20 protein-coding genes and 1 tRNA gene are annotated in these 24,386 nt (G+C 70.4%); 15 read left to right on the forward strand and 6 right to left on the reverse strand.

Features of this window, described 5'->3' with window-relative positions; all coding sequences use genetic code 11:
* Positions 1-382 precede the first annotated feature (382 nt).
* A complete protein-coding gene (locus ABD369_RS13180; RefSeq protein ID WP_344636527.1) occupies positions 383-1,537 on the forward strand; it encodes a glycosyltransferase family 4 protein in 1,155 nt (384 codons plus the stop codon).
* Positions 1,538-1,907: 370 nt separating this feature from the next.
* On the opposite strand, the gene ABD369_RS13185 is transcribed toward ABD369_RS13180, so the two are convergent.
* From ABD369_RS13185 to polA, 3 genes are all read right to left on the reverse strand, one after another.
* Positions 1,908-2,444, reverse strand: a complete 537-nt coding sequence (locus tag ABD369_RS13185; protein ID WP_344636528.1) for a hypothetical protein — start codon at positions 2,442-2,444, stop codon at positions 1,908-1,910.
* A 183-nt stretch (positions 2,445-2,627) separates the two neighbouring features.
* A complete protein-coding gene (locus ABD369_RS13190) occupies positions 2,628-3,275 on the reverse strand; it encodes a hypothetical protein (RefSeq protein WP_344636529.1) in 648 nt (215 codons plus the stop codon).
* Positions 3,276-3,375: 100 nt separating this feature from the next.
* Positions 3,376-6,054, reverse strand: coding sequence for a DNA polymerase I (polA, locus tag ABD369_RS13195; protein WP_344636561.1), 2,679 nt, complete (start codon positions 6,052-6,054; stop codon positions 3,376-3,378).
* A gap of 240 nt (positions 6,055-6,294) precedes the next feature.
* Here polA and ABD369_RS13200 point away from each other — a divergent pair, with 240 nt between their 5' ends.
* The 6 genes from ABD369_RS13200 to ABD369_RS13225 all read left to right on the forward strand — a co-directional run bounded on the left by ABD369_RS13200 (position 6,295) and on the right by ABD369_RS13225 (position 13,140).
* Positions 6,295-6,747 carry a PaaI family thioesterase gene (locus tag ABD369_RS13200; protein WP_344636530.1) on the forward strand — a complete coding sequence of 151 codons (453 nt, stop codon included), beginning with the start codon at positions 6,295-6,297 and terminating at the stop codon, positions 6,745-6,747.
* 782 nt (positions 6,748-7,529) lie between these two features.
* Positions 7,530-8,759, forward strand: a complete 1,230-nt coding sequence (locus ABD369_RS13205) for a branched-chain amino acid ABC transporter substrate-binding protein (protein ID WP_344636531.1) — start codon at positions 7,530-7,532, stop codon at positions 8,757-8,759.
* A 100-nt stretch (positions 8,760-8,859) separates the two neighbouring features.
* On the forward strand, positions 8,860-9,789 hold the full coding sequence (locus ABD369_RS13210; protein ID WP_344636532.1) for a branched-chain amino acid ABC transporter permease: 930 nt from the start codon (positions 8,860-8,862) through the stop codon (positions 9,787-9,789).
* Between the two features lie 53 nt (positions 9,790-9,842).
* On the forward strand, positions 9,843-11,594 hold the full coding sequence (locus ABD369_RS13215; RefSeq protein ID WP_344636562.1) for a branched-chain amino acid ABC transporter permease: 1,752 nt from the start codon (positions 9,843-9,845) through the stop codon (positions 11,592-11,594).
* Complete coding sequence (locus ABD369_RS13220; protein WP_344636533.1) at positions 11,591-12,427, forward strand: ABC transporter ATP-binding protein; 837 nt, start codon at positions 11,591-11,593, stop codon at positions 12,425-12,427. Before ABD369_RS13215 ends, ABD369_RS13220 begins: the two co-directional genes overlap by 4 nt.
* The gene (locus ABD369_RS13225; protein WP_344636534.1) at positions 12,424-13,140 is read left to right on the forward strand and encodes an ABC transporter ATP-binding protein; all 717 of its coding nucleotides are present in this window, start codon (positions 12,424-12,426) and stop codon (positions 13,138-13,140) included. The genes ABD369_RS13220 and ABD369_RS13225 overlap by 4 nt, the downstream gene beginning before the upstream one ends.
* A 55-nt stretch (positions 13,141-13,195) precedes the next feature.
* Here the strand turns inward: ABD369_RS13225 and ABD369_RS13230 are convergent, their stop codons facing one another.
* Positions 13,196-13,855, reverse strand: coding sequence for an ANTAR domain-containing response regulator (locus tag ABD369_RS13230; protein WP_344636535.1), 660 nt, complete (start codon positions 13,853-13,855; stop codon positions 13,196-13,198).
* 99 nt (positions 13,856-13,954) lie between these two features.
* On the opposite strand from ABD369_RS13230, the gene ABD369_RS13235 reads away from it, so the two are divergent.
* Positions 13,955-14,028 (forward strand) — tRNA-Leu (locus ABD369_RS13235).
* A gap of 120 nt (positions 14,029-14,148) precedes the next feature.
* A complete protein-coding gene (locus ABD369_RS13240; RefSeq protein ID WP_344636536.1) occupies positions 14,149-14,910 on the forward strand; it encodes a transcriptional regulator in 762 nt (253 codons plus the stop codon).
* Between the two features lie 49 nt (positions 14,911-14,959).
* Here the strand turns inward: ABD369_RS13240 and pyk are convergent, their stop codons facing one another.
* Positions 14,960-16,390, reverse strand: coding sequence for a pyruvate kinase (gene pyk, locus ABD369_RS13245; RefSeq protein ID WP_344636537.1), 1,431 nt, complete (start codon positions 16,388-16,390; stop codon positions 14,960-14,962).
* A 284-nt stretch (positions 16,391-16,674) separates the two neighbouring features.
* On the opposite strand from pyk, the gene ABD369_RS13250 reads away from it, so the two are divergent.
* The 4 genes from ABD369_RS13250 to ABD369_RS13265 all read left to right on the forward strand — a co-directional run bounded on the left by ABD369_RS13250 (position 16,675) and on the right by ABD369_RS13265 (position 21,077).
* Positions 16,675-17,304 carry a hypothetical protein gene (locus ABD369_RS13250; protein WP_344636538.1) on the forward strand — a complete coding sequence of 210 codons (630 nt, stop codon included), beginning with the start codon at positions 16,675-16,677 and terminating at the stop codon, positions 17,302-17,304.
* Complete coding sequence (locus ABD369_RS13255) at positions 17,271-17,756, forward strand: hypothetical protein (protein WP_344636539.1); 486 nt, start codon at positions 17,271-17,273, stop codon at positions 17,754-17,756. The genes ABD369_RS13250 and ABD369_RS13255 overlap by 34 nt, the downstream gene beginning before the upstream one ends.
* An 11-nt stretch (positions 17,757-17,767) precedes the next feature.
* A complete protein-coding gene (locus ABD369_RS13260; protein ID WP_344636540.1) occupies positions 17,768-19,048 on the forward strand; it encodes a substrate-binding domain-containing protein in 1,281 nt (426 codons plus the stop codon).
* A gap of 202 nt (positions 19,049-19,250) precedes the next feature.
* On the forward strand, positions 19,251-21,077 hold the full coding sequence (locus ABD369_RS13265) for a bifunctional metallophosphatase/5'-nucleotidase (protein ID WP_344636541.1): 1,827 nt from the start codon (positions 19,251-19,253) through the stop codon (positions 21,075-21,077).
* A gap of 64 nt (positions 21,078-21,141) precedes the next feature.
* Here ABD369_RS13265 and ABD369_RS13270 read toward each other — a convergent pair whose 3' ends face one another.
* Positions 21,142-21,813, reverse strand: coding sequence for a hypothetical protein (locus ABD369_RS13270; protein WP_344636542.1), 672 nt, complete (start codon positions 21,811-21,813; stop codon positions 21,142-21,144).
* Between the two features lie 255 nt (positions 21,814-22,068).
* Here ABD369_RS13270 and ABD369_RS13275 point away from each other — a divergent pair, with 255 nt between their 5' ends.
* Complete coding sequence (locus tag ABD369_RS13275; RefSeq protein ID WP_344636543.1) at positions 22,069-22,584, forward strand: GNAT family N-acetyltransferase; 516 nt, start codon at positions 22,069-22,071, stop codon at positions 22,582-22,584.
* 56 nt (positions 22,585-22,640) lie between these two features.
* A complete protein-coding gene (locus tag ABD369_RS13280; protein WP_344636544.1) occupies positions 22,641-24,386 on the forward strand; it encodes a translocation/assembly module TamB domain-containing protein in 1,746 nt (581 codons plus the stop codon).

Consider the following 24,386-nt stretch of genomic DNA (forward strand, 5'->3'; position numbering starts at 1 on the left):
TCGTGGGAGCGATCGGGCATCCTCGCACTCCACACACGACTGACCCGGTGTCAGTTGTGCGTCCAGGAGCCCTCGGCCGTACATCGCCGGGATGACGTCGCGGCCGGGTGGCCCCAGCGATTGACCCGATGTCAATGCGAGGGCTGACGCGACCGACAGCGGCCACGCCTAGCGTCAACTCCCGGCGTCCGCACGCGCCGCACTCCGACGGAGTCGGGAGCCGGTGCGGAAGGTCCCCGACGACCGCCGCAACCACCTCTTCACCTCCTGGCCGCCGCACCCACCCGCCCGGCCGCTTCCCGGGCGCCCACCCACTCCCACCGCCTGGCCGTTTCCAGGTGCCCGTCCGTCTCCCACCACCCGAAGGGCCTGACACCCCGCCATGGGCTCCACCCTCGTCATCACCAACGACTTCCCGCCCCGGCAGGGCGGCATCGAGACCTTCGTGCACGCCATGGCCACCCGCATGCCGGCCGACGAGGTCGTCGTCTACACCTCGCACGAGCCGGGCGGCGCAGTCTTCGACGCGACCCTCCCGTTCCCGGTCATCCGGGACCCCGCCCGGATGCTGCTGCCGACCGGGCGGGTGACCCGGCGCGCGGTCGAGATCGCCCAGGTCCACGGCTGCGACCGGGTCTGGTTCGGCGCTGCCGCACCGCTCGCCCTGATGGCACCGGCCCTGCACCGCAGCGGTGTCCGACGCACCGTGGCCACCACGCACGGCCACGAGATCTGGTGGGCCAGGACACCCGGCGCCCGCCGGCTGATGCGGCGGATCGGCGACGGTGTCGACGCCGTCACCTACCTCGGCCAGTACACCCGCCGCCGGATCGAGCCCGCTCTCGGCCCCCGGGCCCGACTCAGCCGCTTGGTGCCGGGCGTCGACGCCGAGGTGTACCGGCCGGACGCCGGTGCCGGCCTCGCCCTCCGAACCCGACTCGGCCTGCAGGAAAGGCCGGTGATCCTGTGCGTGGCCCGCCTGGTGCCCCGCAAGGGCCAGGACGTGCTGATCCGGGCACTTCCGCTGGTCCGGCGCGCCGTACCGGACGCCGTCCTGCTCGTGGTCGGCCAGGGTCCCGACGAGGCGCGGCTGCGCAAACTCGCGCAGCGTCACACCACGCCCGGATCGGTGCACTTCGCCGGCGGCAGGTCGCACGCCGAGACACCGCCGTACTACGCCGCCGCCGACGTCTTCGCCATGCCGTGCCGCACCCGGAAAGGCGGCCTGGAGGCCGAGGGCCTGGGGATCGTCTTCCTGGAGGCCGCCGCGAGCGGTCTGCCGGTGGTCGTGGGCGACTCGGGCGGCGCTCCCGACACCGTGCTCGACGGCCGGACCGGCCGGGTGGTGGACGGGTCGGATCCGGCGGCCGTCGCCCGGGCGCTGACCGAGCTGCTGCTCGACCCCGAGCGCGCGGCGATCGGCGCCCGGGGCCGCAGCTGGGTCCAGCAGTCCTGGTCGTGGGACGCCTCCGCCCGCCATCTGATCGAGCTGCTCTCGCCCGAACACAGCCTCACCGCCGTGCACCGGGAGCGGTGAGCGGGAACCCGCGCGGCCGTCCGGTTCGGGCGCTCTGCGGCAGGCAGCGCCGCGAGGCGTGAGGCACCGCGCCGCAGGGGGCGATCGGCCGACCACCTCTGCGCCGCCAACCACCGCAACCGGCGGGGCGGTTCGGGCGCCCTTCGATGACCGGAGCCCCGACCACAGTGACCATCCCGCTACCGGCGCACGCACCCAGGACCGCACCCGCGCCGCCGCACCCGCGCTCCGGGGGCGGCGGCGCAGGCCGGTGCCGGTCCTGTCGGGTCAGCGCCGGCCCGCGCCGGTCACCACCGACCCGTCGGGTCACTGCCGGTGCGCACCGGTCAACGCCGGCCCGCACCGATCGGTGTCGGTCGGCGCCGCGTCACTACAGGCCGAGGACCGACAGCGCGGTGGTCCAGTTGGTGGCGATGGCACGCTGGGCGGCCACCAGCCCGACCTGGTGCGCGCAGACCGCCTTGTGGAGCTTGTTCTCCACGGTGTCCTTGTTGCCGGCCGTCTTGCCGTTGACCGCGTAGCGGGGCTCGGGCCACAGGTTCTGCGGGCTGGTGGGGTTGCCGCCGATCTCCAGGGCTATCAGGTGGTCCTCCTCGTAGTCGGAGGTGTTGGTGTCCTGGAAGCCGTACTGGGTGATCTGCTTGATCTTCAGCGGGTTGGTGTACGAGGTCGGCGGGCGGACCGTGGCGGTGTAGCCGGGAGTGCAGATGGTGGAGTCGATGTTGGCCTGGGTGACGGCCGGGTTGACGGCTCCGGGCTGGCACCGCGAGTCGGGGAGCGGCAGCTGGGCCTGGCTGCAGGTGGGGGTGACGGGCCGGGCCGCGGCGTCGGCGGCACCGGCGCCGAACACCAGGCCGGTGGTCGCGAGGGCGAGGGCGAGCGCGGGCAGTCTCCGGGCGCTGGACATGGGGGTCTCCTGTGGGGAGGGAGTCGATTGATGGGGCCCTTTCAAACACAGGGCCGAACCCATGACAGCAGAACCGGGTCTATGCGAGTAGATCTCGCACAGTGAATATCTGATGATCGATCAGGAATGCTTTCACCAAGCGTTGGTAGTCGAACCGGGCCGCAGGGACGAACCGGCGACTCCTCACACAGCCGAGGTCGAGCCGCCCCCGACCCAGCCGCGCGGCCGCGGCCGTCGGCGCACCAGCTGCCGGATCTCCAGCTCCACCGGGACACCACTCCCGGCGAGGAGATCCTTCAGCGTCCTGGCCAGACGCCGCGAGTCCGGCCGGTGCCGGACCAGATGCGGGTTCTCCACTCCGTACCGCATGACCAGCCGGACGGTGAAGAAACCGCCGGCAGGCCGCCGGTCACCGGGGTACGGCAGGACGGTCCACTGAACCAGCAGGATCCGCTCCAACTCGGCGATCGGCAGCCAGCCGCCGGGCTCGCCCGCGCGCACGAACCGCACTGCGGAGGGGGCCTCGGCCGGGGCGAACTCCACTCGGCGGAGCTGCCGCAGCACCTCCCGCGCGGTGCGCACCCATACGACCGCCACTCCGGCGGCCACCGGCACGGCGGCGATCGACAGCGCGAGCGTTCTGCCGGTCCCGAGCGCCAGCAGCACCGCGGCCACCGGCACCACGGCCGGGACCAGCAGCAGCAGACTCAGCAGCGCCGGCCCACCGCTGCGCAGCACCTGCTGGCGCGCGAAGCCCCGCGTACCGCCGCCGCTGCGGAACACCAGGGCGGTCGAATCGGGGCCGCGCTCCAGCATGCTGTCAGCACCCATACCCCCAGCGTCCCCGCCGGGGAACCGCCACGCAAGGGGAGTGCTGACACACCGTCGGACGGCGGACGGCCAGCGCCGGCCGCCCGCCGCCGAGCGGGGATCAGTGCGCCGCCGTCTCCCAGTTGGCGCCGACGCCGACCGAGACGTCGAGCGGGGCGCGCAGCGGGTACGCCCCCGCCATCTGCTCGCGGACGATCTTCTCGGCCTGCTCGTGCTCGCCCGGGGCCAGCTCCAGCACGATCTCGTCGTGCACCTGGAGCAGCATCCGGGTGCGCAGCCCGGCCTGGCGCAGCTGCTCGTCGACCCGGAGCATCGCGATCTTGACGATGTCGGCGGCCGAGCCCTGGATCGGGGCGTTGAGGGCCATCCGCTCGGCCATCTCGCGGCGCTGGCGGTTGTCGCTGGTGAGGTCGGGCAGGTAGCGGCGGCGGCCGAGCAGGGTCTCGGTGTAACCGGTGGCGCGGGCCTCCTCCACCACCCGGCGCAGGTAGTCGCGGACACCGCCGAAGCGCTCGAAGTAGGTGTCCATCAGGCCCTGGGCCTCGGCGGGCTTGATGCCGAGCTGCTGGGAGAGCCCGTACGCGGACAGCCCGTACGCGAGTCCGTACGACATCGCCTTGATCTTGCGGCGCATCTCGGCGTCCACCGCGCCGGGGGCGACCTCGAAGACCTGGGAGGCGACCGTGGTGTGCAGGTCCTCGCCGCTGGCGAAGGCCTCGATCAGGGCCTCGTCCTCGGAGAGGTGGGCCATGATGCGCAGCTCGATCTGCGAGTAGTCGGCGGTGAGCAGCGCCTCGTAGCCCTCGCCGACCACGAAGGCGCGGCGGATCATCCGGCCCTCCTCGGTGCGGACCGGGATGTTCTGCAGGTTCGGGTCCTGCGAGGAGAGGCGGCCGGTGGCGGCGACCATCTGGTTGAAGGTGGTGTGGATCCGGCCCTGCGGGGAGACCGTCTTGAGGAGGCCCTCCACCGTGGTGCGCAGCTTGGCCTGGTCGCGGTGGCGCAGCAGGATGACCGGTAGCTCGTTGGTGGTCTGGGTGGCCAGCCAGGTCAGCGCGTCGGCGTCGGTGGTGTAGCCAGTCTTGATCTTCTTGGTCTTGGGCAGGCCCAGCTCGCCGAAGAGGATCTCCTGGAGCTGCTTGGGCGAGCCGAGGTTGAACGGGTGCCCGGCCGCGGCGTGCGCCTCCTCCACACAGCGCTGGATCTCGGTGGCGAACTGGGACTCGATGGTGGTCAACCATGCGCGGTCGGCGGCGATACCGGTGCGCTCCATCCGGGCCAGCAGCTCGGCGATGGGCAGCTCCATCTCGTGCATCAGCTTGTCGGCACCGACCTGGGCGAGCCTGGTGTCGAAGTACACCGCGAGGTCCAGCACGGCGCGGGCCTGGGTCATCAGCGCCTGGGCACCGGCGGTGGGGTCGTGCTCGGGGGTGTCGAAGGAGAGCTGGCCGCTCTCCGCCGCGGCGGCGGGCGCGAGCGAGCGGGCCAGGTACTCCTCGGCGAGCACGTCGAGGGTGAAGGTGCGGCGGCCCGGCTTGTCGAGGTAGGCGGCGAGCGCGGTGTCGGCGGCCACCCCGGCGATCTGCCAGCCGTGCTCGGCGAAGGCGCGCATCACCTGCTTGGCGATGTGCAGGGCCTTGGGGCGGGTGGCGTCGGCGAGCCAGCCGGCGAAGGCGCGCTCGTCGGCCTCGGTGAGCTCGGCCGGGTCGAACCAGGCCACTTCCTCTCCGGCCGCCAGCGCGATCTCCTGCACCCTGCCGGTGCCGAGCGCCCACTCGTAGTCGGCGGCGACGGCGATCCGGCTCTCCCCGTGCGCCGCCAGCCAGGCGGCCAGGGAGCCCGGCTCGGTGAGCAGTTCGCCCTCGACGGCGACAGCGGGGGCGGCGGCGAGCTCGGCGGCCTCCTCGGCGCCGCCCGGGTCGACGCCGTGGACGCGGTCGCGGAAGTTCGGGTTGCGGAACTCCAACGCCTCCAGGATCTGGCCGACCGCCGCCTTGTCGAACGGCGTACGCGCCAGGTCGGCGACGCCGAGCGGGAGTTCGACGTCCCGGACCAGCTCGGTGAGGATCCGGTTGCGCTTGACCGAGTCGAGGTGCTCGCGCAGCTTCTCGCCGATCTTGCCCTTGACCTCGTCGGCGCGGGCGACCAACTCGTCGAAGGAGCCGAACTGGTTGACCCACTTCGCGGCGGTCTTCTCACCGACGCCGGGGATGCCGGGCAGGTTGTCGGACGGGTCGCCGCGCAGCGCGGCCAGGTCCGGGTACTGGTCGGGCCGCACGCCGTACTTCTCGGCCACCTTCTCCGGGGTGTAGCGGGTGAGCTCGGAGACGCCCTTGGTCGGGTACAGCACGGTGACGTGCTCGCTGACCAGCTGGAGCGAGTCCCGGTCGCCGGTGACGATCAGCACCTCGAAGCCCTCGGCCGCGGCGGCGGTGGCCAGGGTGGCGATGATGTCGTCCGCCTCGAAGCCCTCCACCGACATCCGGGAGATCTTCATGGCGTCGAGCAGTTCGTGGATCAGGCCGATCTGGCTCCTGAACTCGTCCGGCGTCTTGGCCCGGTTGGCCTTGTAGTCGGGGAACTCCTGGGAGCGGAAGGTGTTCCGGGAGAGGTCGAAGGCGACCGCGAGGTGGGTCGGCTGCTCGTCCCGCACGGTGTTGGCGAGCATCGAGGCGAAGCCGTACACCGCGTTGGTGGACTGGCCGGTGGAGGTGTTGAAGTTCTCCACGGGCAGGGCGAACCACGCCCGGTACGCCATCGAATGCCCGTCGAGCAGCATCAGCCGGGGGCGGGACCCCGCAGCGCCACCCGACGCACTCTTGCCTGCACTCTGCGTAGCCACGTCAACGTCCGTTCCTGCCGGTTCCACTTCTCCCCACCGATCCTATGGCCCGCCGCCGACAACGCCCGCGAGCACGCGCACCGGCAGCCCGCCCCCGCACGGCCGTGCCGGTCGTACGATCACAGTCAGCAGCGCCCACGACGCACAACGATGTGAACCTCGAACGGCAGGAGCACCATGACCGACGCGGCACCGGTTCTCAAAGTCCCGCAGGACGTCCTCGACCACTTCGCGAAGCTGGGCGTCGACGCGTCCACCTTCACCGGCGGCCACCTCGGCGACCGCCTCGGCATCCGGATCGTGGAGGCGTCCGGCGACCGGGTGGTCGGCACCATGCCGGTCGAGGGCAACCAGCAGCCGTACGGGCTGCTGCACGGCGGCGCCTCGGCCGCGCTGGCCGAGACGCTCGGCTCGATCGGCGCCATGCTGCACGCCGGCCCCGGCCGCTACGCGGTCGGCGTCGACCTCAACGCCACCCACCACCGCTCGGCCACCTCGGGCCTGGTGACCGGCGTGGCCACCGCCGTCTTCAAGGGCCGCACCGCCGCGACCTACGAGATCGCCATCACGGACGACACCGGCAAGCGGATCACCAGCTGCCGGCTCACCTGCATGCTCAGGGATCTCTGAGCGACCCCCGGCCGACGGGGGCGCGGGAAACCGCGCCCCTTCGCCGTCCCGCACCACCCCCACCGGGCTCCACCCCTCCCCCGCGGCCGACCGGGCGAAGAACCCCACCCCTGCAACCGGCCCGGCCCCGATGGCCCCAACTCCCCAGCCCCGACCGCCTCGTGCGTTCCGCACGCCCCAAAAGTCCCGGGCCGCACCGCCGTTTGAGTCGCGTACCAGCCGGGCAGCCTCCGCCTGAACCAAGGGCCGCGAGGGGGGCTTCGACCAGGCCGTTCAGGCAACTTGACGTGCCGTCAGATCTCCATGTCGATCCGGACGCACATCCTTCGATATAACGCTGAGTAATGAACGTGAAATCCGGACTTTGCCCCGGTTTTCCTGTTGCACCCCCGCCGCAAACGACCCCGAGTTCCGCAATTCGGCCTGCCCGCACTCCGATATTCGGACACGGCCGACCGGTTACGGCGAACCGGAGTCCGCTGTCCGCATTCCGAACTCCAGCACCACCCAACGGTCTTCGGGCCGCGGGCCGTGATGGCGGCCGCTCCCCGCACCCCGACCAGCGGCATCCCGTCAAATGGGAAAGATCGAAATGCCGGAACGCCACGGCGGATTCCGATAACAAGAGAATCACAGCCTGTCCGGCCCCCTGCCCGAGCTGTCGAACGCGTTCTAGAGTCACGCCCAGTCACCGCGCCGACGGATCGGGCCTGGCCTCAGTGCGCGCCCTGACGCCCCCGCCGCACGTTCGGGCGGGTGCCCTCCGCAGAAAGGGAACCCTCGTGCGTCATCGTTCAACGCTCGTCGTGAGCATCGCAGTCGTGGGAGCACTCACCGTCACGGCCTGCGGCTCACGGAACCACGACAAGGGCGGCTCGGGCAGCGCCGCAAGCGGCACCACCGTCGTCATCGGCGTCGACGCCCCGCTCACCGGCGACCTCTCCGCCCTCGGCCTCGGCATCAAGAACTCCGTCGACCTCGCGATCAAGACCGCCAACAGCACCAACGAGGTCCCCGGCGTCAAGTTCGAGATCGAGGCCCTGGACGACACCGGCAAACCCGCACCCGGCCAGCAGAACGCCACCCAGCTGGTCGCCGACAAGAAGGTCCTGGGCATCGTCGGACCGCTCAACTCCAGCGTCGCGCAGTCGATGCAGCAGATCTTCAACGACGCCAACCTGGCCGAGATCTCCCCCGCCAACACCGGCGTCGCACTCACCCAGGGCGAGAAGTGGGCCAGCGGCACCAAGGTCCGCCCGTTCAAGAGCTACTTCCGCACCGCCACCACCGACGCAGTCCAGGGCCCGTTCGCCGCCCGCTACCTGTACAACGACGCCAAGAAGAGCAAGGTCTTCCTGATCGACGACCAGAAGACCTACGGCGCCGGCCTCGCCGCGACCTTCAAGGGCGAGTTCACCAAACTCGGCGGCACCATCGTCGGCGAGGAGCACGTCAACCCCGACGACCGCGACTTCAGCGCCATCGTCACCAAGGTCAAGAGCTCCGGCGCCGACGCCGTCTACTACGGCGGCGAGTACCCGGCCGCCGGCCCGCTCTCGCTCCAGCTCAAGAACGCCGGCATCGCCGTCCCGCTGATGGGCGGCGACGGCATGCAGAGCGCCGAGTACATCAAGCTCAACCCCAAGAGCCAGGGCGACCTGGCCACCGCCGTCGGCCTCTCCGTCGGAAAGCTGCCCTCCGCCGCCAAGTTCGTCGCCGGCTACGCCGCCGCCGGCTACAAGGACCCGTACGAGACCTACGGCGGCTACTCCTACGACAGCGCCTGGGCCATCATCCAGGGCGTCAAGGCCGTCGCCGCCGCCAACAACGGCAAGCTGCCCGACGACGCCCGCGCCAAGGTCGTCGACGCCGTCCAGAAGGTCAGCTTCAACGGGGTCACCGGCAAGGTCTCCTTCGACGAGTACGGCGACACCACCAACAAGCAGCTCACCGTCTACAAGGTCGACGGCGGCAAGTGGGCGGTGGAGACCTCCGGCACCTTCACCGACTGACCGGGAAACCAGGCCCCGAACCACCCGCGCGGGGGGCGCCGATCCGCCCCCGCGCGGCCACACCCAGCCCGCGCTCACCACGCACTACGGAGGCCGAGCGGTGCACGAACTACCGCAGCAGCTGGCCAACGGCCTGATCCTGGGAGCCCTCTACGGACTCGTCGCGATCGGCTACACGATGGTTTACGGCATCGTCCAGCTCATCAACTTCGCCCACGGCGAGATCTTCATGGTCGGCGGCTTCGGCGCCCTCACCGCCTACCTCGCCCTGCCCGGCGGCACCACCCTCTGGCTCGCCATCCCGCTCATGCTCCTCGCCGGGATCCTCGTCTCCACCCTGGTCGCCGTCGCCGCCGAACGCTTCGCCTACCGGCCCCTGCGCGGCGCCCCCAGGCTCGCCCCGCTGATCACCGCCATCGGACTGTCCATCGTCCTCCAGCAACTCGTCTTCTCCTTCTACCCCAACGCCAAGAAGGCCCGGGTCTTCCCCAGGATCCCCGGCGACCCGCTCCAGATCCTCGGCACCACCATCCAGCGCAGCGACCTCTTCCTGATCGCCGCCGCCCCGATCTGCATGCTCATCCTCGGCTGGTTCGTCACCCGCACCCGCTCCGGCCGCGCCATGCAGGCCACCAGCCAGGACCCGGACACCGCCAAGCTGATGGGCATCGACACCGACCGGATCATCGTCATGGCCTTCGCCATCGGCGCCGCCTTCGCCGCCGTCGCCGCCGTCGCCTACGGACTGCGCACCGGCCAGGTCGACTTCCGGATGGGCTTCATCCTCGGCCTCAAGGCCTTCACCGCCGCCGTCCTCGGCGGCATCGGCAACATCTACGGCGCCATGGTCGGCGGCATCGTCCTCGGCCTCGCCGAAGGACTCGCCACCGCCTACATCCAACACCTGCCCGGAATGCACCTGTTCGGCGGCGGCGCCTGGAAGGACGTCTGGGCCTTCGTACTCCTCATCGTCGTGCTGCTCGTCCGGCCCCAGGGGCTGCTCGGCGAGCGCGTCGCGGACAGGGCGTGACCACCATGAGCAGCACCGAGCCGACCGGCACCACGACCACCCCGGTCCTCCCGATGTCCGCCGGCCCCGCCCGCATCCTCACCCTCGCCGGATCCGCCGGCGCCATCGCCTCCGCCTTCCTCTCCTGGACCTGGACCCCCGACTTCCCCGGCGACCTCACCGTCACCGGCTACCCCGGCGGCCTCCAATGGCTCACCCTCACCGGCGGACTGGTCACCCTCCTCCTCACCCTCGCCCACGCCGTCGGCACCCGCGGCCTGCCCGGACTGCGCTGGCTCAACCCCGGCGACAGCAACAACGGCATCCTCTACGCCGCCCTCGGCACCACCGCCACCACCTGGTTCACCCTGATCGCCATCTCCGCCGAACTCGGCGGACTGGCCAACCTGGAACCCGGCGGCTGGATCGCCGGCGCCACCGCCCTGCTCGCCCTGCTCGGCGCCCTCGGCCTCCCGCTGGACCGCCACCCGCACGGCACCGGCCGGGGCATCACCCGCCACCTCCCACTGCGCCTCGCCACCATCGACCGCCCGCTCCCGGCCCCCCGCGAACTCCCCTCCTGGATCGAGGTGCTGCTCATCATCGCGGCCTTCGCCGCCGGCCTGGTCGCGATCACCTACGGCATCGACACCGACTACGGCGAACTCTTCACCGGCTACCTGCTACTGACCGGCTTCACCGTCACCGCACTCACCAAGTCCGGCCTCATCGCCCGGCTGCGCGCCCTCACCCTCAAACACCGCCCCGTCACCACCGGCGCCGCCTTCGCCGCCGCCGCCGGCTTCCCGTTCACCCAGACCAGCGACCAGTACACCTCGGTCGCCGCCAACATCCTGATCTTCGCCACCGTCGCCCTCGGCCTCAACATCGTGGTCGGCCTCGCCGGACTGCTCGACCTCGGCTACGTCGCCTTCCTCGGCGTCGGTGCCTACGCCGCCGCCCTGGTCTCCGGCTCGCCCGCCTCCCCCATCCACGTCCGGTTCCCCTTCTGGGCGGCCATGCTGACCGGCGCGGCGGTCTCCGTCGTGTTCGGCGTGGTGATCGGCGCCCCCACCCTGCGCCTGCGCGGCGACTACCTCGCCATCGTGACCCTGGGCTTCGGCGAGATCTTCCGCATCACCATGAACAACCTCAACGGCACCACCGGCCCCAAAGTCACCAACGGCTCCAACGGCATCCCGCGCATCCCCGACCTGGACATCCTCGGCTTCGACTTCGGCGCCACCCACACCGTCGGCGGCGTCCAACTCGGCCGCTTCTCCAACTACTACCTGCTGATGCTGCTGGTCACCGCCCTCGTCGTACTGGTCTTCGCCCGGGTGGGCAACTCCCGGATCGGCCGCGCCTGGATCGCCATCCGCGAGGACGAGACCGCCGCCGAAGCCATGGGCATCAACGGCTTCCGGCTCAAACTGCTCGCCTTCGCCCTCGGCGCCTGCCTCGCCGGACTCGCCGGCACCGTCCAGGCCCACGTCAGCTACACCGTCACCCCCGACCAGTACACCTTCGCCGAAGCCCTGCCGCCCAACTCCGCCTTCCTGCTGGCCGCCGTCATCCTCGGCGGCATGGGCACCATCAGCGGACCACTGCTCGGCGCCACCCTGCTCTTCCTCATCCCGAAGAAGCTGGAGTTCCTCTCCGACTACCAACTGCTCGCCTTCGGCATCGCGCTGATCGTCCTGATGCGGGTCCGCCCGGAAGGCCTGATCGCCAACCGGCGGCGGCAACTCGAGTTCCACGAGGCCGACATCCCCGCCCAGGCGGCCGCCACCGAGACCGCCCCCACCAAGGCAGAGGCACGATGACCGACACCCTTCTCGACGTCAGCGGCGTCACCATGCGATTCGGCGGCCTCACCGCCGTCAACGACGTCTCCCTCACCGTCGGCCAGGGCGAGATCATCGGCCTGATCGGCCCCAACGGCGCGGGAAAGACCACCTTCTTCAACTGCCTCACCGGCCTGTACGTCCCGACCGAGGGCACCGTCACCTTCCGGGGCAGCGTCCTGCCGCCCAAACCCCACCTGGTCACCCAGGCCGGAATCGCCCGCACCTTCCAGAACATCCGGCTGTTCGCCAACATGACCGTGCTGGAGAACGTCCTGGTCGGCCGGCACACCCGCACCAGGGAAGGACTCCTCTCCGCCATCCTGCGCGGCCCCGGCTACCGCCGCGCCGAGGCCGAGAGCCGCGAAAAGGCCATGGAACTCCTGGAGTTCACCGGCCTCGCCGCCAAGGCCGACCACCTCTCCCGCAACCTCCCCTACGGCGAGCAGCGCAAACTGGAGATCGCCCGGGCCATGGCCAGCGACCCCGGACTGCTGCTGCTGGACGAACCCACCGCCGGCATGAACCCCCAGGAGACCCGCGCCGCCGAGGAACTGGTCTTCGCGATCCGCGACAAGGGCGTCGCCGTCCTGGTCATCGAGCACGACATGCGCTTCATCTTCAACCTCTGCACCCGCACCGCCGTCCTGGTCCAGGGCCAGAAGATCGTCGAAGGCGACCGGGAGACCGTCCAGAACGACGAACGGGTCATCACCGCCTACCTCGGCGCACCACTCGCCGAGACCGGCCCCGACCAGGCGACCGGCGCCGCCCCGGTCACCGGCACCGACCCCACGGAGGCAGACCAGTGACCGCACTGCTCGAGGTCGAGGACCTCCGCGTCGCCTACGGGAAGATCGAGGCCGTCAAGGGGATCAGCTTCACCGCCAACCAGGGCGAGGTCACCACCCTCATCGGCACCAACGGCGCCGGCAAGACCACCACCCTGCGCACCATCTCCGGCCTGCTCAGACCGACCGGCGGCAGCATCACCTTCGACGGGCAGGCCCTGCACGCCGTCCCCGCCCACCGGATCGTCTCGCTCGGCCTGGCCCACTCCCCCGAGGGACGCCACATCTTCCCCCGGATGACCATCGAGGAGAACCTGCTGCTCGGCGCGTTCCTGCGCCGCGACCCGGCCGGCGTCACCGAGGACGTGGAACGCGCCTACACCCTCTTCCCGATCCTCGGCGAACGGCGCCGGCAGGCCGCCGGGACCCTCTCGGGCGGTGAGCAGCAGATGCTCGCGATGGGGCGGGCGCTGATGTCCCGCCCCAAACTGCTGATGCTGGACGAGCCCTCGATGGGCCTGTCCCCACTGATGATGCAGAAGATCACGGCCACCATCGTCGAGCTCAAGGCCGCCGGGACCACCATCCTGCTGGTCGAGCAGAACGCCCAGGCCGCGCTCTCGCTCTCCGACCACGGCTACGTGATGGAGACCGGCCGGATCGTGCTCACCGGAACGGGCGCCGACCTGCTGCACGACGAGTCCGTCCGCAAGGCGTACCTGGGCGAGGACTGAACGTGCGCGAAGGGCCCGGCCGTTGCTCGACGGCCGGGCCCTCGCCAGATCCGGCTCAGCCCTCGGACTGGGCCTCCTCGGCCTTCTTGCGGTCCTGGGCCTGCCCCTCCTCGATCACGGCCTCGGCCACCGCGGCCATGGTCATCCGGCGGTCCATCGAGGTCTTCTGGATCCAGCGGAACGCGGCCGGCTCGTTCAGCCCGAACTTGGTCTGCAGCACGCTCTTCGCCCGGTCCACCAGCTTGCGGGTCTCCAGCCGCTGGCTGAGGTCGGCGATCTCCTTCTCCAGCGCCCGCATCTCGGTGTGCCGGGACACCGCCATCTCGATCGCGGGGACCAGGTCGCTCTTGCTGAACGGCTTCACGATGTAGGCCATCGCACCCGCGTCACGGGCCCGGTCGACCAGCTCGCGCTGCGAGAACGCGGTCAGCATCAGCACCGGGGCCAGGTGCTTCTGGTGGATCCGCTCGGCCGCCGACAGCCCGTCCAGGACCGGCATCTTCACATCGAGGATCGCCAGGTCCGGCTTCAGCTCCTCGACCAGCCGTACCGCCGTCTCCCCGTCCCCGGCCTCGCCGACGACGGTGTAGCCCTCCTCCTCCAACATCTCCTTGAGGTCGAGGCGGATCAGCGTCTCGTCCTCGGCGATCACAATTCGGGTGATCTGGGGCGAGTCGGTCTCAAGCGCCTGGGGCTGCTCGTCGGCGGTGCTCACGTGGCTCCTCGTTCCGGCGGGGACTGCGTGCACGAGCCTACCTAGACACGGTATGTTTGAGTTCACGCAGGGTCGGGGGCAGCCTTCGAATCTGTGGATGCCCCGGTAGCCCAGTGGTGAGAGGCACGGCGCTCAAACCGCCGACAGCGTGGGTTCGAATCCCACCCGGGGTACTTTTCCTTCGATTCAAAAGCCACTTAGGCTAACCTAACGGTTGGCGATCTTCGCCATTTCAGGTGAAGGTCTTAGCGGTTTGGGTGTGCGCGGCCGCAGGACCACCGAATCTCGCCTACATGTACGACCAGGTGACACGCGAACACGCGGTGGCACTGCACCGCTCAGGTCTGACCTTCAGCGAAGTCAGCCGCTCGACGGGAATCTCACGGTTCGCGATCCGCGAGTGGACCGCCCGAATCACCCCGAGCCCCCGCATGACCGCCGAGTGCCCGGTCAAAGGCGGCAAGGTTCCCCGAGCCGACTACGCCTACCTGCTCGGCCTCTACCTCGGTGACGGCTGCATCAGCGAGGGCCGCCGGGGCGTCCACGCACTCCGAATAGCCTGCGGCAACGTCTGGCCCGGTCTGATCGAGGAGTGCGCGCGGGCCATCGCCTCGGTCATGCCGTACAACAGCGTCAGCCGGGTCCAGGCTCCGGGCTGCACGAGCGTCGTCAGCACCAGCAAGCACTGGCCCTGTCTGTTCCCCCAGCACGGCCCTGGACCCAAGCACCTGCGCCGCATCGCCCTGGCGCCATGGCAGCAACGCATCATGGATACCCGCCCCTGGGAGTTGCTGCGCGGTCTGATCCACTCCGACGGATGCCGGATCATCAACTGGACCACCAGGACGGTCGGTGGCGAGACCAGGCGCTACGAGTACCCGCGCTACTTCTTCACCAACACCTCGACCGACATCGTCCGCATCTTCACCGACACCCTCGATGCCGTCGGCGTGCACTGGAAGGCCGTCAAGCGCCCGAGCGGCGCGGTGAACGTCTCCATCGCCCGCCGCGACTCCGTCGCGCTGATGGACGAGCACATCGGCCCCAAGTACTGACCACGGCGCAGCCCCCGGAGGAGCGGCGCCGTGGCCTCGGCGTCCCCTCTCAGTTGTCCAGTTCCCCCACGTGGTGGACCCGCACAAGGTTGGTGGAGCCTGCCAGGCCGGGGGGTGAGCCGGCGGTGATGACGACGATGTCGCCGCGCTGGCAGCGGCCGAGGCTGAGGAGTTGGGCGTCGACCTGGGCGACCATCTCGTCGGTGGTCGGGACGAAGGGGCCGAGGAAGGTCTCCACGCCCCAGGTGAGGGCGAGTTGGCTGCGGACGGCCGGTTCGTAGGTGAAGGCGAGGACGGGGATGGGCGAGCGGTAGCGGGTGAGCCTGCGGGCGGTGTCGCCGCTCTGGGTGAAGGCGATGAGGTACTTGGCACCGAGGAAGTCGCCGATCTCGGCGGCGGCGCGGGCGACGGCTCCGCCCTGGGTGCGGGGCTTGCCGCGTTCGCTGAGCGGGGGCAGCCCGGCGGCGAGGACTTCGCTCTCGACGGCTTCGAGGATCCGGCCCATGGTCTTGACGGTCTCGACGGGGTACTTGCCGACCGAGGTCTCGCCGGAGAGCATCACCGCGTCCGTGCCGTCGATGACCGCGTTGGCGACGTCGGAGGCTTCGGCGCGGGTGGGCCGGGAGGCGTGGATCATCGAGTCGAGCATCTGGGTGGCGACGATGACCGGCTTGGCGTTGCGCTTGGCGAGCTTGATGGCGCGCTTCTGGACGATGGGCACCTGTTCCAGTGGCATCTCGACGCCGAGGTCGCCGCGGGCGACCATGATGCCGTCGAAGGCGTCCACGATGGCGTCGAGGTTCTCGACGGCCTGCGGCTTCTCGATCTTGGCGATGACGGGGAGGAAGCGGCCTTCCTCGGCCATGATGCGGTGGACGTCCTCGATGTCGTGGCCGGTGCGGACGAAGGAGAGCGCGATCAGGTCGGCGCCGGTCCGCAGGGCCCAGCGCAGGTCGGCGACGTCCTTGTCGCTGAGCGCGGGCACGGAGACGGCGACCGAGGGCAGGTTGAGGCCCTTGTGGTCGGAGACCAGGCCGCCTTCGATGACGATGCAGTGGACGCGCGGGCCGTCCACGTGGGTGACTTCCAGGCAGACCCGGCCGTCGTCCACCAGGATGCGTTCACCGCGGGAGACGTCGGCGGCGAGACCCTTGTAGGTGGTGCCGCAGATCTCGCGGTCGCCGACCACCCCGTCCTCGACGGAGATGGTGAACTCGTCGCCGCGTTCAAGGAGTACGGGTCCTTCGGCGAAGGTGTCGAGCCGGATCTTCGGGCCTTGGAGGTCGGCCAGGACGCCGATGCTGCGTCCCGTCTCGTCGGAGGCTTTGCGGACCCGGCGGTAGCGCTCTTCGTGCTCCAGCTGGGTGCCGTGGCTGAGGTTGAACCGGGCGATGTCCATACCGGCTTCGACCAGGGCCTTGATCTGGTCGTACGAGTCGGTGGCGGGCCCGAGGGTGCAGACGATTTTTGCTCGGCGCATGAGTCAAGAGCGTAGGCATTACCGACGCGTAACAACGACGTTCCGACACGCCTGCCGCATGGCAGTTGGCGAACGATTCGGTTAACTCTTGAAGAGATCTGATGCATCGTGATGTCTCTGGAATCGAACGGGAGTTGAGCACCGAACCCTCACCCGCCGATGCGGTTCCGTGAACGTCTGTTCACCTCCGATTCACCGTCCGGCCGGGTCGCGCTCCGGCTGCGGCGGGAACCTCGGTGGTCCGGGGGGATCCGGAACGGCCGGGCCCAGAGGGAGGGTTGGCGATGAGACGTGCCGGGGGCGTGCTGGCGTCCTTGCTGCTGCTGGCCGGGGTTGCCTTCGCGATACTCCATGAACGGGGCGACACGGACCGGACGGTGACGGTCCGCGGGCTGATCGGGTCCGAGAAGCTGGACTTCTTCAACGACCAGGCGGTCACCGACGAGCTGAAGGCCAAGGGCTTCCGGGTCGCCGTGGAGACCACCGGCTCGTGGTCGATGGCCAGCACCAGCCTGGACGGCTACGGGTTCGCCTTCCCGGCCAGCCTTCCGCCGGCCGAGGAGATCAGGAAGCAGCGGCAGATCTCCACCGAGCCGGTACGGCCGTTCTACTCGCCGCTGGTCATCGTGGCACACTCCCCGGTGGCCGAGCTGCTGGCCAGGAACGGCCTCGCCGAGAAGGGGAGTTCGGGCCTGTGGACGTTCCACATGTCCGACTACCTGCAGGCGGTCAAGGCGGGCCGGAACTGGCAGGACCTCAAGGACGCCAAGAGCCACCCCGACCTCACGGCGCGAGGTACATCAGGACCACCGACCCCTCCACCTCCTCCTCGGGCGCGCTGCACCTGGCCGCCGCCTCCTACCTGGAGAACGGCGGCACGGTGGTCGCCGACGACGCGGCGCTCGCCAGGGTGACGCCGCTGGTGCGGACGCTGACGCAGATGCAGGGCGACCAGAAGACCAGCAGCGACGGGCCGTACCGGGACTTCCTGTCCGGGATCGGCGACCCGCTGGTGCTGGTGTACGAGTCCCAGGTGGCCGCGCTGGTGGCGCAGGGGCGTTCGACGGGCGACCTGGTGGTGCTCTATCCGGATACCACCGTTTCGAGTGACCACACGGTGATCGGCCTGACCCCGGACGGGGACCGGCTCGCCCGGCTGCTGCGCGACGACGAAAGGCTCCGCTCGCTGGAGGCCAGCTACGGCTTCCGCCCGCAGGCCGACCCGGGCGCCTTCACCGGCGCGCTGTCCGGCCGGCAGAGCCCGGCCGTCTTCGCCCCCGACCTGTCGGCGGCCGGGATCCGGCAGGCGCCCGTCCCGGCGGTCGGCATGCTGTCCAAACTGATCGATGCGGCCAAGGGCCGGTGAGGGAAGTGCTGATGAGAGCACGAGCGTTCGGGCGGGGCCTGACCGCCGCCGCGGCACTGGCGCTGCTGCTGGCCGGCTGCTCCGGCGATCCGAAGCCCAAGCAGGAGGATCTGTCGCCCACTCCCGAGGACGGCGTGCTGCGCGTGCTCGCGGGCAGCGAACTCCAGGACATGGCCCCGGTGCTGGAGGAGGCCAGGAAGGCCACCGGGGTCACCGTCCAGTTCGCCTGGACGGGTTCGCTGGACGGTGCCGACACCGTCTCCTCGGGCAAGGCGGACGGCAAGTACGACGCGGTCTGGTTCCCGTCCGACCACTACCTGCGGCTGGACGGCACCGGCAGGTCCAAGCTGGTCTCGGAGACTCCGGTGATGGTCTCGCCGGTCGCGGTGGGCGTGCGCAGCGGGATGCTGGGCGAGCTGGGCTGGGGCGACGGTTCGCAGGTGACCTGGCGTCAGCTCGGTGACGCGGCGGCGTCGGGGAGGCTGACGTACGGGATGGCGGATCCGTCGCGGTCGAATTCGGGGTTCTCGGCGCTGGTGGCGGTGGCCTCGGCGTTCTCGGGTGCCTCGGCGGCGCTCACCGACGCCGATGTGGCGGGGGCGGCGCCGCGGTTGCGGCAGTTCTTCTCGGGCCAGAAGCTGACGTCGGGGTCCTCGGGCTGGCTGGCGCAGGCGTACCAGCAGGCGTACCGGTCGGGTTCGGGCAGCCGGGTGGGTGCACTGGTGAACTACGAGTCGGTGCTGCTGGAGCTGAACAGGACCCTGCCGGCCGAGGAACGGCTGACGGTGGTGCGGCCGGTGGACGGTGTGGTGTCGGCGGACTATCCGCTGTCGCTGCTGTCCTCGGCGGGTCGGCCGGCCCGGGACTCGTTCCAGCGGTTGACGAAGTACCTGCTGCGCCCGGACGTCCAGCAGCGGATCTCGCAGACGGCGCTGCGCCGGCCGGTGACGGCGGAGGCGTCCCCGGCGGCGGGACTGCCGGCGGACCGGCGGCGGGAGTTGCCGTTCCCGGGTACGAAGGCGGTGGCGGACGGTCTGCTGGCGGCGTACCAGAACGAGCTGCGCCGGCCGTCCCGGACGGTGTACGTGCTGGACACGTCGGGGTCGATGGCGGGTGCCCGGTTGGATGCGCTGAAGCGGGCCATGGCGCGGCTGACGGGGGCGGAGGACACCCGGGCGGTGCGGCGGTTCAGGAACCGGGAGGAGGTGACGCTGATCTCGTTCGCCTCGGGAACACCGGAACCGCCTTGCCCGCCGACGCCAACTTCGGGGCGGATCCGGCGGCGGTGCTGACGGCGGAGGTGGGCCGGCTGCTGGCCGAGGTGGCCGGAGGGGCCGTTGAGCCGGCTGCTACTCGGGAGTAATGCATATCTCACCTGTTGGACATGTCGGAAGTCTGTTCGCCGGGCCGTTTACCCGGCAGACTTCTACGCGCGTTTCTCTACGCGCGTCGTCGCATAGTTGACGGTCCGTTCGCCCCACGTTGGAGTCGTCCATGTCCCTGAATCGTCGTGACTTCGTCACCCGCTCGGCCGCCACCGCCGCCGGCGCGGCCCTGGTCGGCGGTGCTCCGCTCGCCGCCGCGAGCCCGGCCGCCGCGGCGAGTGAGGAGCCCTCGGCCGCGGAGCTCGCGAAGCACCCGGTGAAGGAGAGCTTCACCGTGATGGGCACCAGTGACATGCACGGCCGGGTGCTCAACTGGGACTACTTCACCGACGCCGAGTACGACGACGCGGCGCACAACGACGTCGGCCTGGCCAAGATCTCCACCCTGGTCAACCGGGTCCGGACGCAGAAGGGCCACCACCGCACCCTGCTGATCGACGCGGGTGACATCATCCAGGGCACCCAGCTCAGCTACTACTACGCCCGGGTGGAGCCGATCACCGGCAAGAAGCCGCCGAAGCACCCGATGGCCGAGGCGATGAACGCCATCGGCTACGACGCCGCCGCGCTCGGCAACCACGAGTTCAACTACGGCATCCCGACGGTGCGGGCCTTCGAGGAGCAGCTGGAGTTCCCGCTGCTCGGTGCGAACGCCCTGCACGCCAAGAACGAGAAGCCGGCCTTCCCGCCGTACGTGATCCGGGAGCTGTACCTGGGCCGCGGTCGTCCGCTGAAGGTGGGCATCCTGGGTCTGACCAACCCGGGTATCGCGGTCTGGGACAAGGCCAACGTCGCGGGCCAGATGGTCTTCCCGGGCATCGTGGAGATGGCCGCGAAGTACGTGCCGCGGATGAAGGCGGCGGGTGCGGACGTGGTCGTGGTGGCCGCGCACTCGGGCATCGACGAGCCGACCACCTACGGCGACCAGCTGCCCTGGCCGGAGGACGCCTCCGGTGAGATGGCCGCGACCGTGCCGGGGATCGACGCGGTGCTGGTGGGTCACACCCACAAGGAGGTGGCGCAGCGGCTGATCGTCAACAAGAAGACCGGCAAGACCGTGGTGCTGTCCGAGCCGCTCTGCTGGGCGCAGCGGCTGTCCTGCTTCGACTTCGAGGTGGAGTTCAGCAAGGGTCACTGGCAGGTCACCAAGGTGAGCTCGCGGGTGCTGAACACCAACACGGTCCCGGAGGACCCGCGGATCGTCAAGCTGATCGGCGCCCAGCACAAGAAGGTGGTGGCGTACGTCAACCAGGTGATCGGCACCTGCAAGGCCGATCTGTCCATCTCCGAGGCCCGGTTCAAGGACGTGCCGATCATCGACCTGATCGGCCGGGTGCAGGCGGACGCGGTGAAGGCGGCGCTGGCCAAGACCTCGTACGCGAACCTGCCGGTGCTGGCGCAGGCGGCGCCGTTCAACCGGACCGCGCACATTCCGGCGGGTACGGTGAAGCTGCGGGACGCGGCGGGTCTGTACATCTACGAGAACACCCTGGAGGCCCGGATCCTGACGGGTGCCCAGATCAAGGACTACCTGGAGTACTCGGCGAAGTTCTTCGCCCAGCTGGCCCCCGGCGACCCGGTCGACCTGGACAAGCTGACCAACCAGCAGGACACGCCGGACTACAACTTCGACTCGGTGTACGGCGTTTCGTACGACATCGACATCAGCAAGCCGGTCGGTTCGCGGATCACCGGCCTGTCCTTCGACGGCAAGCCGATAGACGCGGCGGCTCAGTTCGTGCTGGCGGTGAACAACTACCGGGCGAACGGCGGCGGCAACTTCCCGCACGTCGCCTCGGCCAAGCAGGTCTGGACGAACTCGGACGAGATCCGCAACACCATGATCGCGTGGGTGAAGGCCAAGGGCGTGATCGACCCGGCGCAGTTCGCCGCGGTCAACTGGCGTCTGGTGCGCGCGGGCGTCCCGCTGTTCTGAGGTTCCGCCGGCCGGTGTCCGGTGCCACCCTCGGGTGGTTCCGGGCACCGGCTGTGATGCTTCCTCAGGCCTCGCAAGTGGCGGGCGTCGTGGAGGTGTCGGGCTTGGTGCAGAGCGGGCCGAGGCCGGTGTCGGCGTTCGGGCGCGTGATGAAGGCGAGCGGCCCGGCGTTGTGCTCGCCGTTGAACGGCGTGGTGCCGGTGAAGCCGCACGCGGCAGCGTCGCTGGGCTTGTTGAACCAGAAGCCGACGTGGAAGGTGTTGGTGGGGTCCAGATTGGCGTCCGGGTCGAAGCCGAAGATCTGGTCGAGCAGGATGGTCCGGATCCTGGCCCGGCCCTTGCCCTGGTGGTCGGTGTGGAGGTCGGTCTGGTACCAGGCCAGGCCGAAGCTCCCGTGGAAGTCCGGGTCCGGATCGCCGTTCGCCAGCTGGTTGCTGCGCTGGACGGTGAACAGGTCGAAGTCCAAGTCGGGCTTGAAACCGCGCAGCTCGATCTCCATGCTGTCGTTCAGCTCGCCGCGGCGGACCTCGGCCTCCACCTTCGGTGTCTGGCCGTCGCCCGCCAGGCACGGCAGGAACTTGGCATTGGGGAACAGCTTGAACTTGGTCGTGTCCTGGTGGCCGACGGACTGCGGCGCAACCGCGTTCGCCGTGCCTGCGCCGACCACGGTGAGCGCGGTGAGGGCGAGGGTGAGTCCGAGGGCTCGGTGCGGGCGCAGCCTGGCGAACAGGGACATGGATGGTCCTCCAGAGGACGAAGAGGCAGAAATCATCACTTTCTGTCGAAAGTGACTCTTTGTGACCACCTCTACCAGTCCGCTTCCCACCGCCTCGCCCGGCGCACACGGCTGAACCCCCTTCGGTAGACCCCTCCCCGCCATCCGGAGCAAGTGGCACCCGCACCGCCGACGACGACGGCCACCACACCGGCCCACACCCCAGGCCAGTAGGCTGAGGCACCGTCACTTAGGCCACGAGCACCGGGATGCCTGATGTCCGCTGTCCTCAGCACCGAGCGCCTGACCGTCCGCCAGTGGCAGGCCACGGACCGGGAGCGGGCCTTCGACCTGTACTCCCGCACCGAGGTGACCCGTTGGCTCGGCCGCACCCGCACGATGGCGCAACTCGCGGACGCGGATGCCCTGATCGAGCGGTTCCAGGGGCGCTCGATGGATCCCCGGTACGGGGTCTGGGCGGTGGAGCGGCGGGACACCGGCGTGGTGGCGGGTTCGGTCCTGCTGGTGCCGTTCCCGGACGGCGACGGCGAGGTGGAGGTCGGCTGGCACTTCCACCCGGACTCCTGGGGCAGCGGCTTCGCCACCGAGGCCGCCCGCGCGGCCGTGGCCAAGGGCTTCGCCGACGGGCTGGCCGAGGTCTACGCGGTGACCCACCCGGACAACCACCGTTCCCAGGCCGTCTGCCGCCGCCTCGGCATGACCCCGCTGGGCCGTACCGACCGCTGGTACCGGAGCGAGCTGGAGGCCTTCCTGCTCACCGATCCGAACTGACTGCCAGTCTCCCGAAAGGGCGCGCCCGGTGTCCCGGGTACGGCAGGATAACCGCCATGCGCCGCACGTCAGTTACCAGCAGCTCCGCGATACCCAGCCGGCTCGGCAGGCTCACCGCTACCGAACGCCGGCTCTGGCGGGCCTTCCCGCACGGCGAGCTGGTCGATCTGCGTACCGGCGACTTCGGCGCGGACGATCCGGCCGGGGCCGACGGGTGGCCGGCCGAGCGGTCCGTGCGCGGTGAGGTGATCGCGGCGCTGCTGCTGGGCGCCTGCCCGACCGTGGCGGGGGCGGTGGCGGCGGTGCGGCTCGCCGGGGCGCGGATCTCCGGTGGGCTGCGCTTCGACCACGGGCAGGTCGCGCCGCTGCTGCTGCTCCGGGGCTGCCGGTTCGAGGGGCCGGTCGTGTTCGACGGCGCGGTCACGGAGTCGATCGACCTGAGCGGTTCCCGTCTCACCACGCTCAGCGCGGCCGGCGCGCAGGTGCGCGGCACCCTGGACCTCAGCGACACCCGTATCACCGGGACCGGCGCAGGTGAGAGCGAGGGCGAGGAGGACGCACGCACCGTCCGCGCCGACGGCATCCGCGTCGAGGGCGGCCTGCTCGCCGAGAAGGCCAAGGTGGAGGGCTCGTTCAGCCTGATCAACGCACAGATCGACGGCCGGGTGAACCTCATCGACGCCGAGCTGGTCGGCCGGGGGGCCGGCGGCGAGTCACTCAACGCGGGCGGTATGCGGGTCGGGCGCAGCCTGATGGCCCAGCGGCTGCGGACCGAGGGAGCGCTGCGGATACCCGGTGCGCACATCGGCAGTTCGCTGTACCTGACCGGCGCCCGGCTGGACGGCCGCGGCCACTCCGCGCTGCACGGCGACTCGCTCACCGTGGTCAGCTACTCCTTCTTCAGCCCGCACGAGACCGGAGCGGGCAAGCAGCCCTTCACGGCGATCGGCACGGTACGCCTGCCGGGCGCGAACTTCGGCAGCGGGCTGACCTTCAGCGGCGCCCAGCTCACCCCGACCCCGGGCGGGCCGGCCCTGCGCGCCAACCGGATGCAGGTCGCGGGCAGCCTCCACCTGGGCAAGGGATTCCACACCGACGGCGAGATCCGGCTGACCGGAGCCCGCGTCACCGGCCACCTCGACCTGGAGGGCATGGACAGTCCCAGGGCCCTGCTCACCCTCTACGCGGCGTCCGCCGCGGGCGGCATCAGCGACACGGCCGAGTCCTGGCCGGGCCGGCTGAACCTGGACGGCTTCGCCTACGGCCCGTTCAGCCGGTACGCCGACGCGGCGGACCGGCTGAACGTGATCAGGCGCCAGGTCCGGCGGTCCGACCCCGCCCGGACCGGCGGTTTCCGCGCCCAGCCGTACGAGCAGCTGGCCGCCTACTACCGCTCGCTGGGCAACGACGGCGAGGCCAGGACCGTCCTGCTGGCCAGGCAGCGCGCGGTACGGGCCGAACTCTCCTTCCCGCGCCGCCTCCCCGGCTACCTGCTGGACCTGCTGGTCGGCTACGGCTACCGCCCGCTGCGGGCGTTCGGCTGGGCGATCGGCCTGCTGGTGGCGAGCAGCGTCTACTTCGGCCGGGTGCACCCGCAGCACGTCAGTGCGGACAGCGCCGCGACCTTCAACCCGGTGCTGTACGCCGCCGACCATCTGATCCCGGTGGTCCGCTTCGGTCAGTCGGACGCCTGGCAGTACCACGGCGTCCCCGCGGTGGTCACCGTGGTGCTGACCGTCCTCGGGTGGACCCTGGGCATCGCCATCGCCGCGGCCGCCGCCCGGACCTTCAACCGCAACTGA

The sequence above is a fragment of the Kitasatospora cystarginea genome (assembly GCF_039533515.1).
Lineage (GTDB): Bacteria > Actinomycetota > Actinomycetes > Streptomycetales > Streptomycetaceae > Kitasatospora > Kitasatospora cystarginea.

What these genes read in the sequence shown, in the direction of transcription:
- ABD369_RS13250 (WP_344636538.1), top strand. Translation starts at nt 16,675, where the DNA reads ATGAGACGTGCCGGGGGCGTGCTGGCGTCCTTGCTGCTGCTGGCCGGG.
- polA (WP_344636561.1), bottom strand. Translation starts at nt 6,054, where the DNA reads ATGCTGCTCGACGGGCATTCGATGGCGTACCGGGCGTGGTTCGCCCTG.
- ABD369_RS13220 (WP_344636533.1), top strand. Translation starts at nt 11,591, where the DNA reads ATGACCGACACCCTTCTCGACGTCAGCGGCGTCACCATGCGATTCGGC.
- ABD369_RS13260 (WP_344636540.1), top strand. Translation starts at nt 17,768, where the DNA reads ATGAGAGCACGAGCGTTCGGGCGGGGCCTGACCGCCGCCGCGGCACTG.
- ABD369_RS13190 (WP_344636529.1), bottom strand. Translation starts at nt 3,275, where the DNA reads ATGGGTGCTGACAGCATGCTGGAGCGCGGCCCCGATTCGACCGCCCTG.
- ABD369_RS13240 (WP_344636536.1), top strand. Translation starts at nt 14,149, where the DNA reads ATGTACGACCAGGTGACACGCGAACACGCGGTGGCACTGCACCGCTCA.
- ABD369_RS13215 (WP_344636562.1), top strand. Translation starts at nt 9,843, where the DNA reads ATGTCCGCCGGCCCCGCCCGCATCCTCACCCTCGCCGGATCCGCCGGC.
- ABD369_RS13280 (WP_344636544.1), top strand. Translation starts at nt 22,641, where the DNA reads ATGCGCCGCACGTCAGTTACCAGCAGCTCCGCGATACCCAGCCGGCTC.
- pyk (WP_344636537.1), bottom strand. Translation starts at nt 16,390, where the DNA reads ATGCGCCGAGCAAAAATCGTCTGCACCCTCGGGCCCGCCACCGACTCG.
- ABD369_RS13185 (WP_344636528.1), bottom strand. Translation starts at nt 2,444, where the DNA reads ATGTCCAGCGCCCGGAGACTGCCCGCGCTCGCCCTCGCCCTCGCGACC.
- ABD369_RS13265 (WP_344636541.1), top strand. Translation starts at nt 19,251, where the DNA reads ATGTCCCTGAATCGTCGTGACTTCGTCACCCGCTCGGCCGCCACCGCC.
- ABD369_RS13200 (WP_344636530.1), top strand. Translation starts at nt 6,295, where the DNA reads ATGACCGACGCGGCACCGGTTCTCAAAGTCCCGCAGGACGTCCTCGAC.
- ABD369_RS13270 (WP_344636542.1), bottom strand. Translation starts at nt 21,813, where the DNA reads ATGTCCCTGTTCGCCAGGCTGCGCCCGCACCGAGCCCTCGGACTCACC.
- ABD369_RS13180 (WP_344636527.1), top strand. Translation starts at nt 383, where the DNA reads ATGGGCTCCACCCTCGTCATCACCAACGACTTCCCGCCCCGGCAGGGC.
- ABD369_RS13275 (WP_344636543.1), top strand. Translation starts at nt 22,069, where the DNA reads ATGTCCGCTGTCCTCAGCACCGAGCGCCTGACCGTCCGCCAGTGGCAG.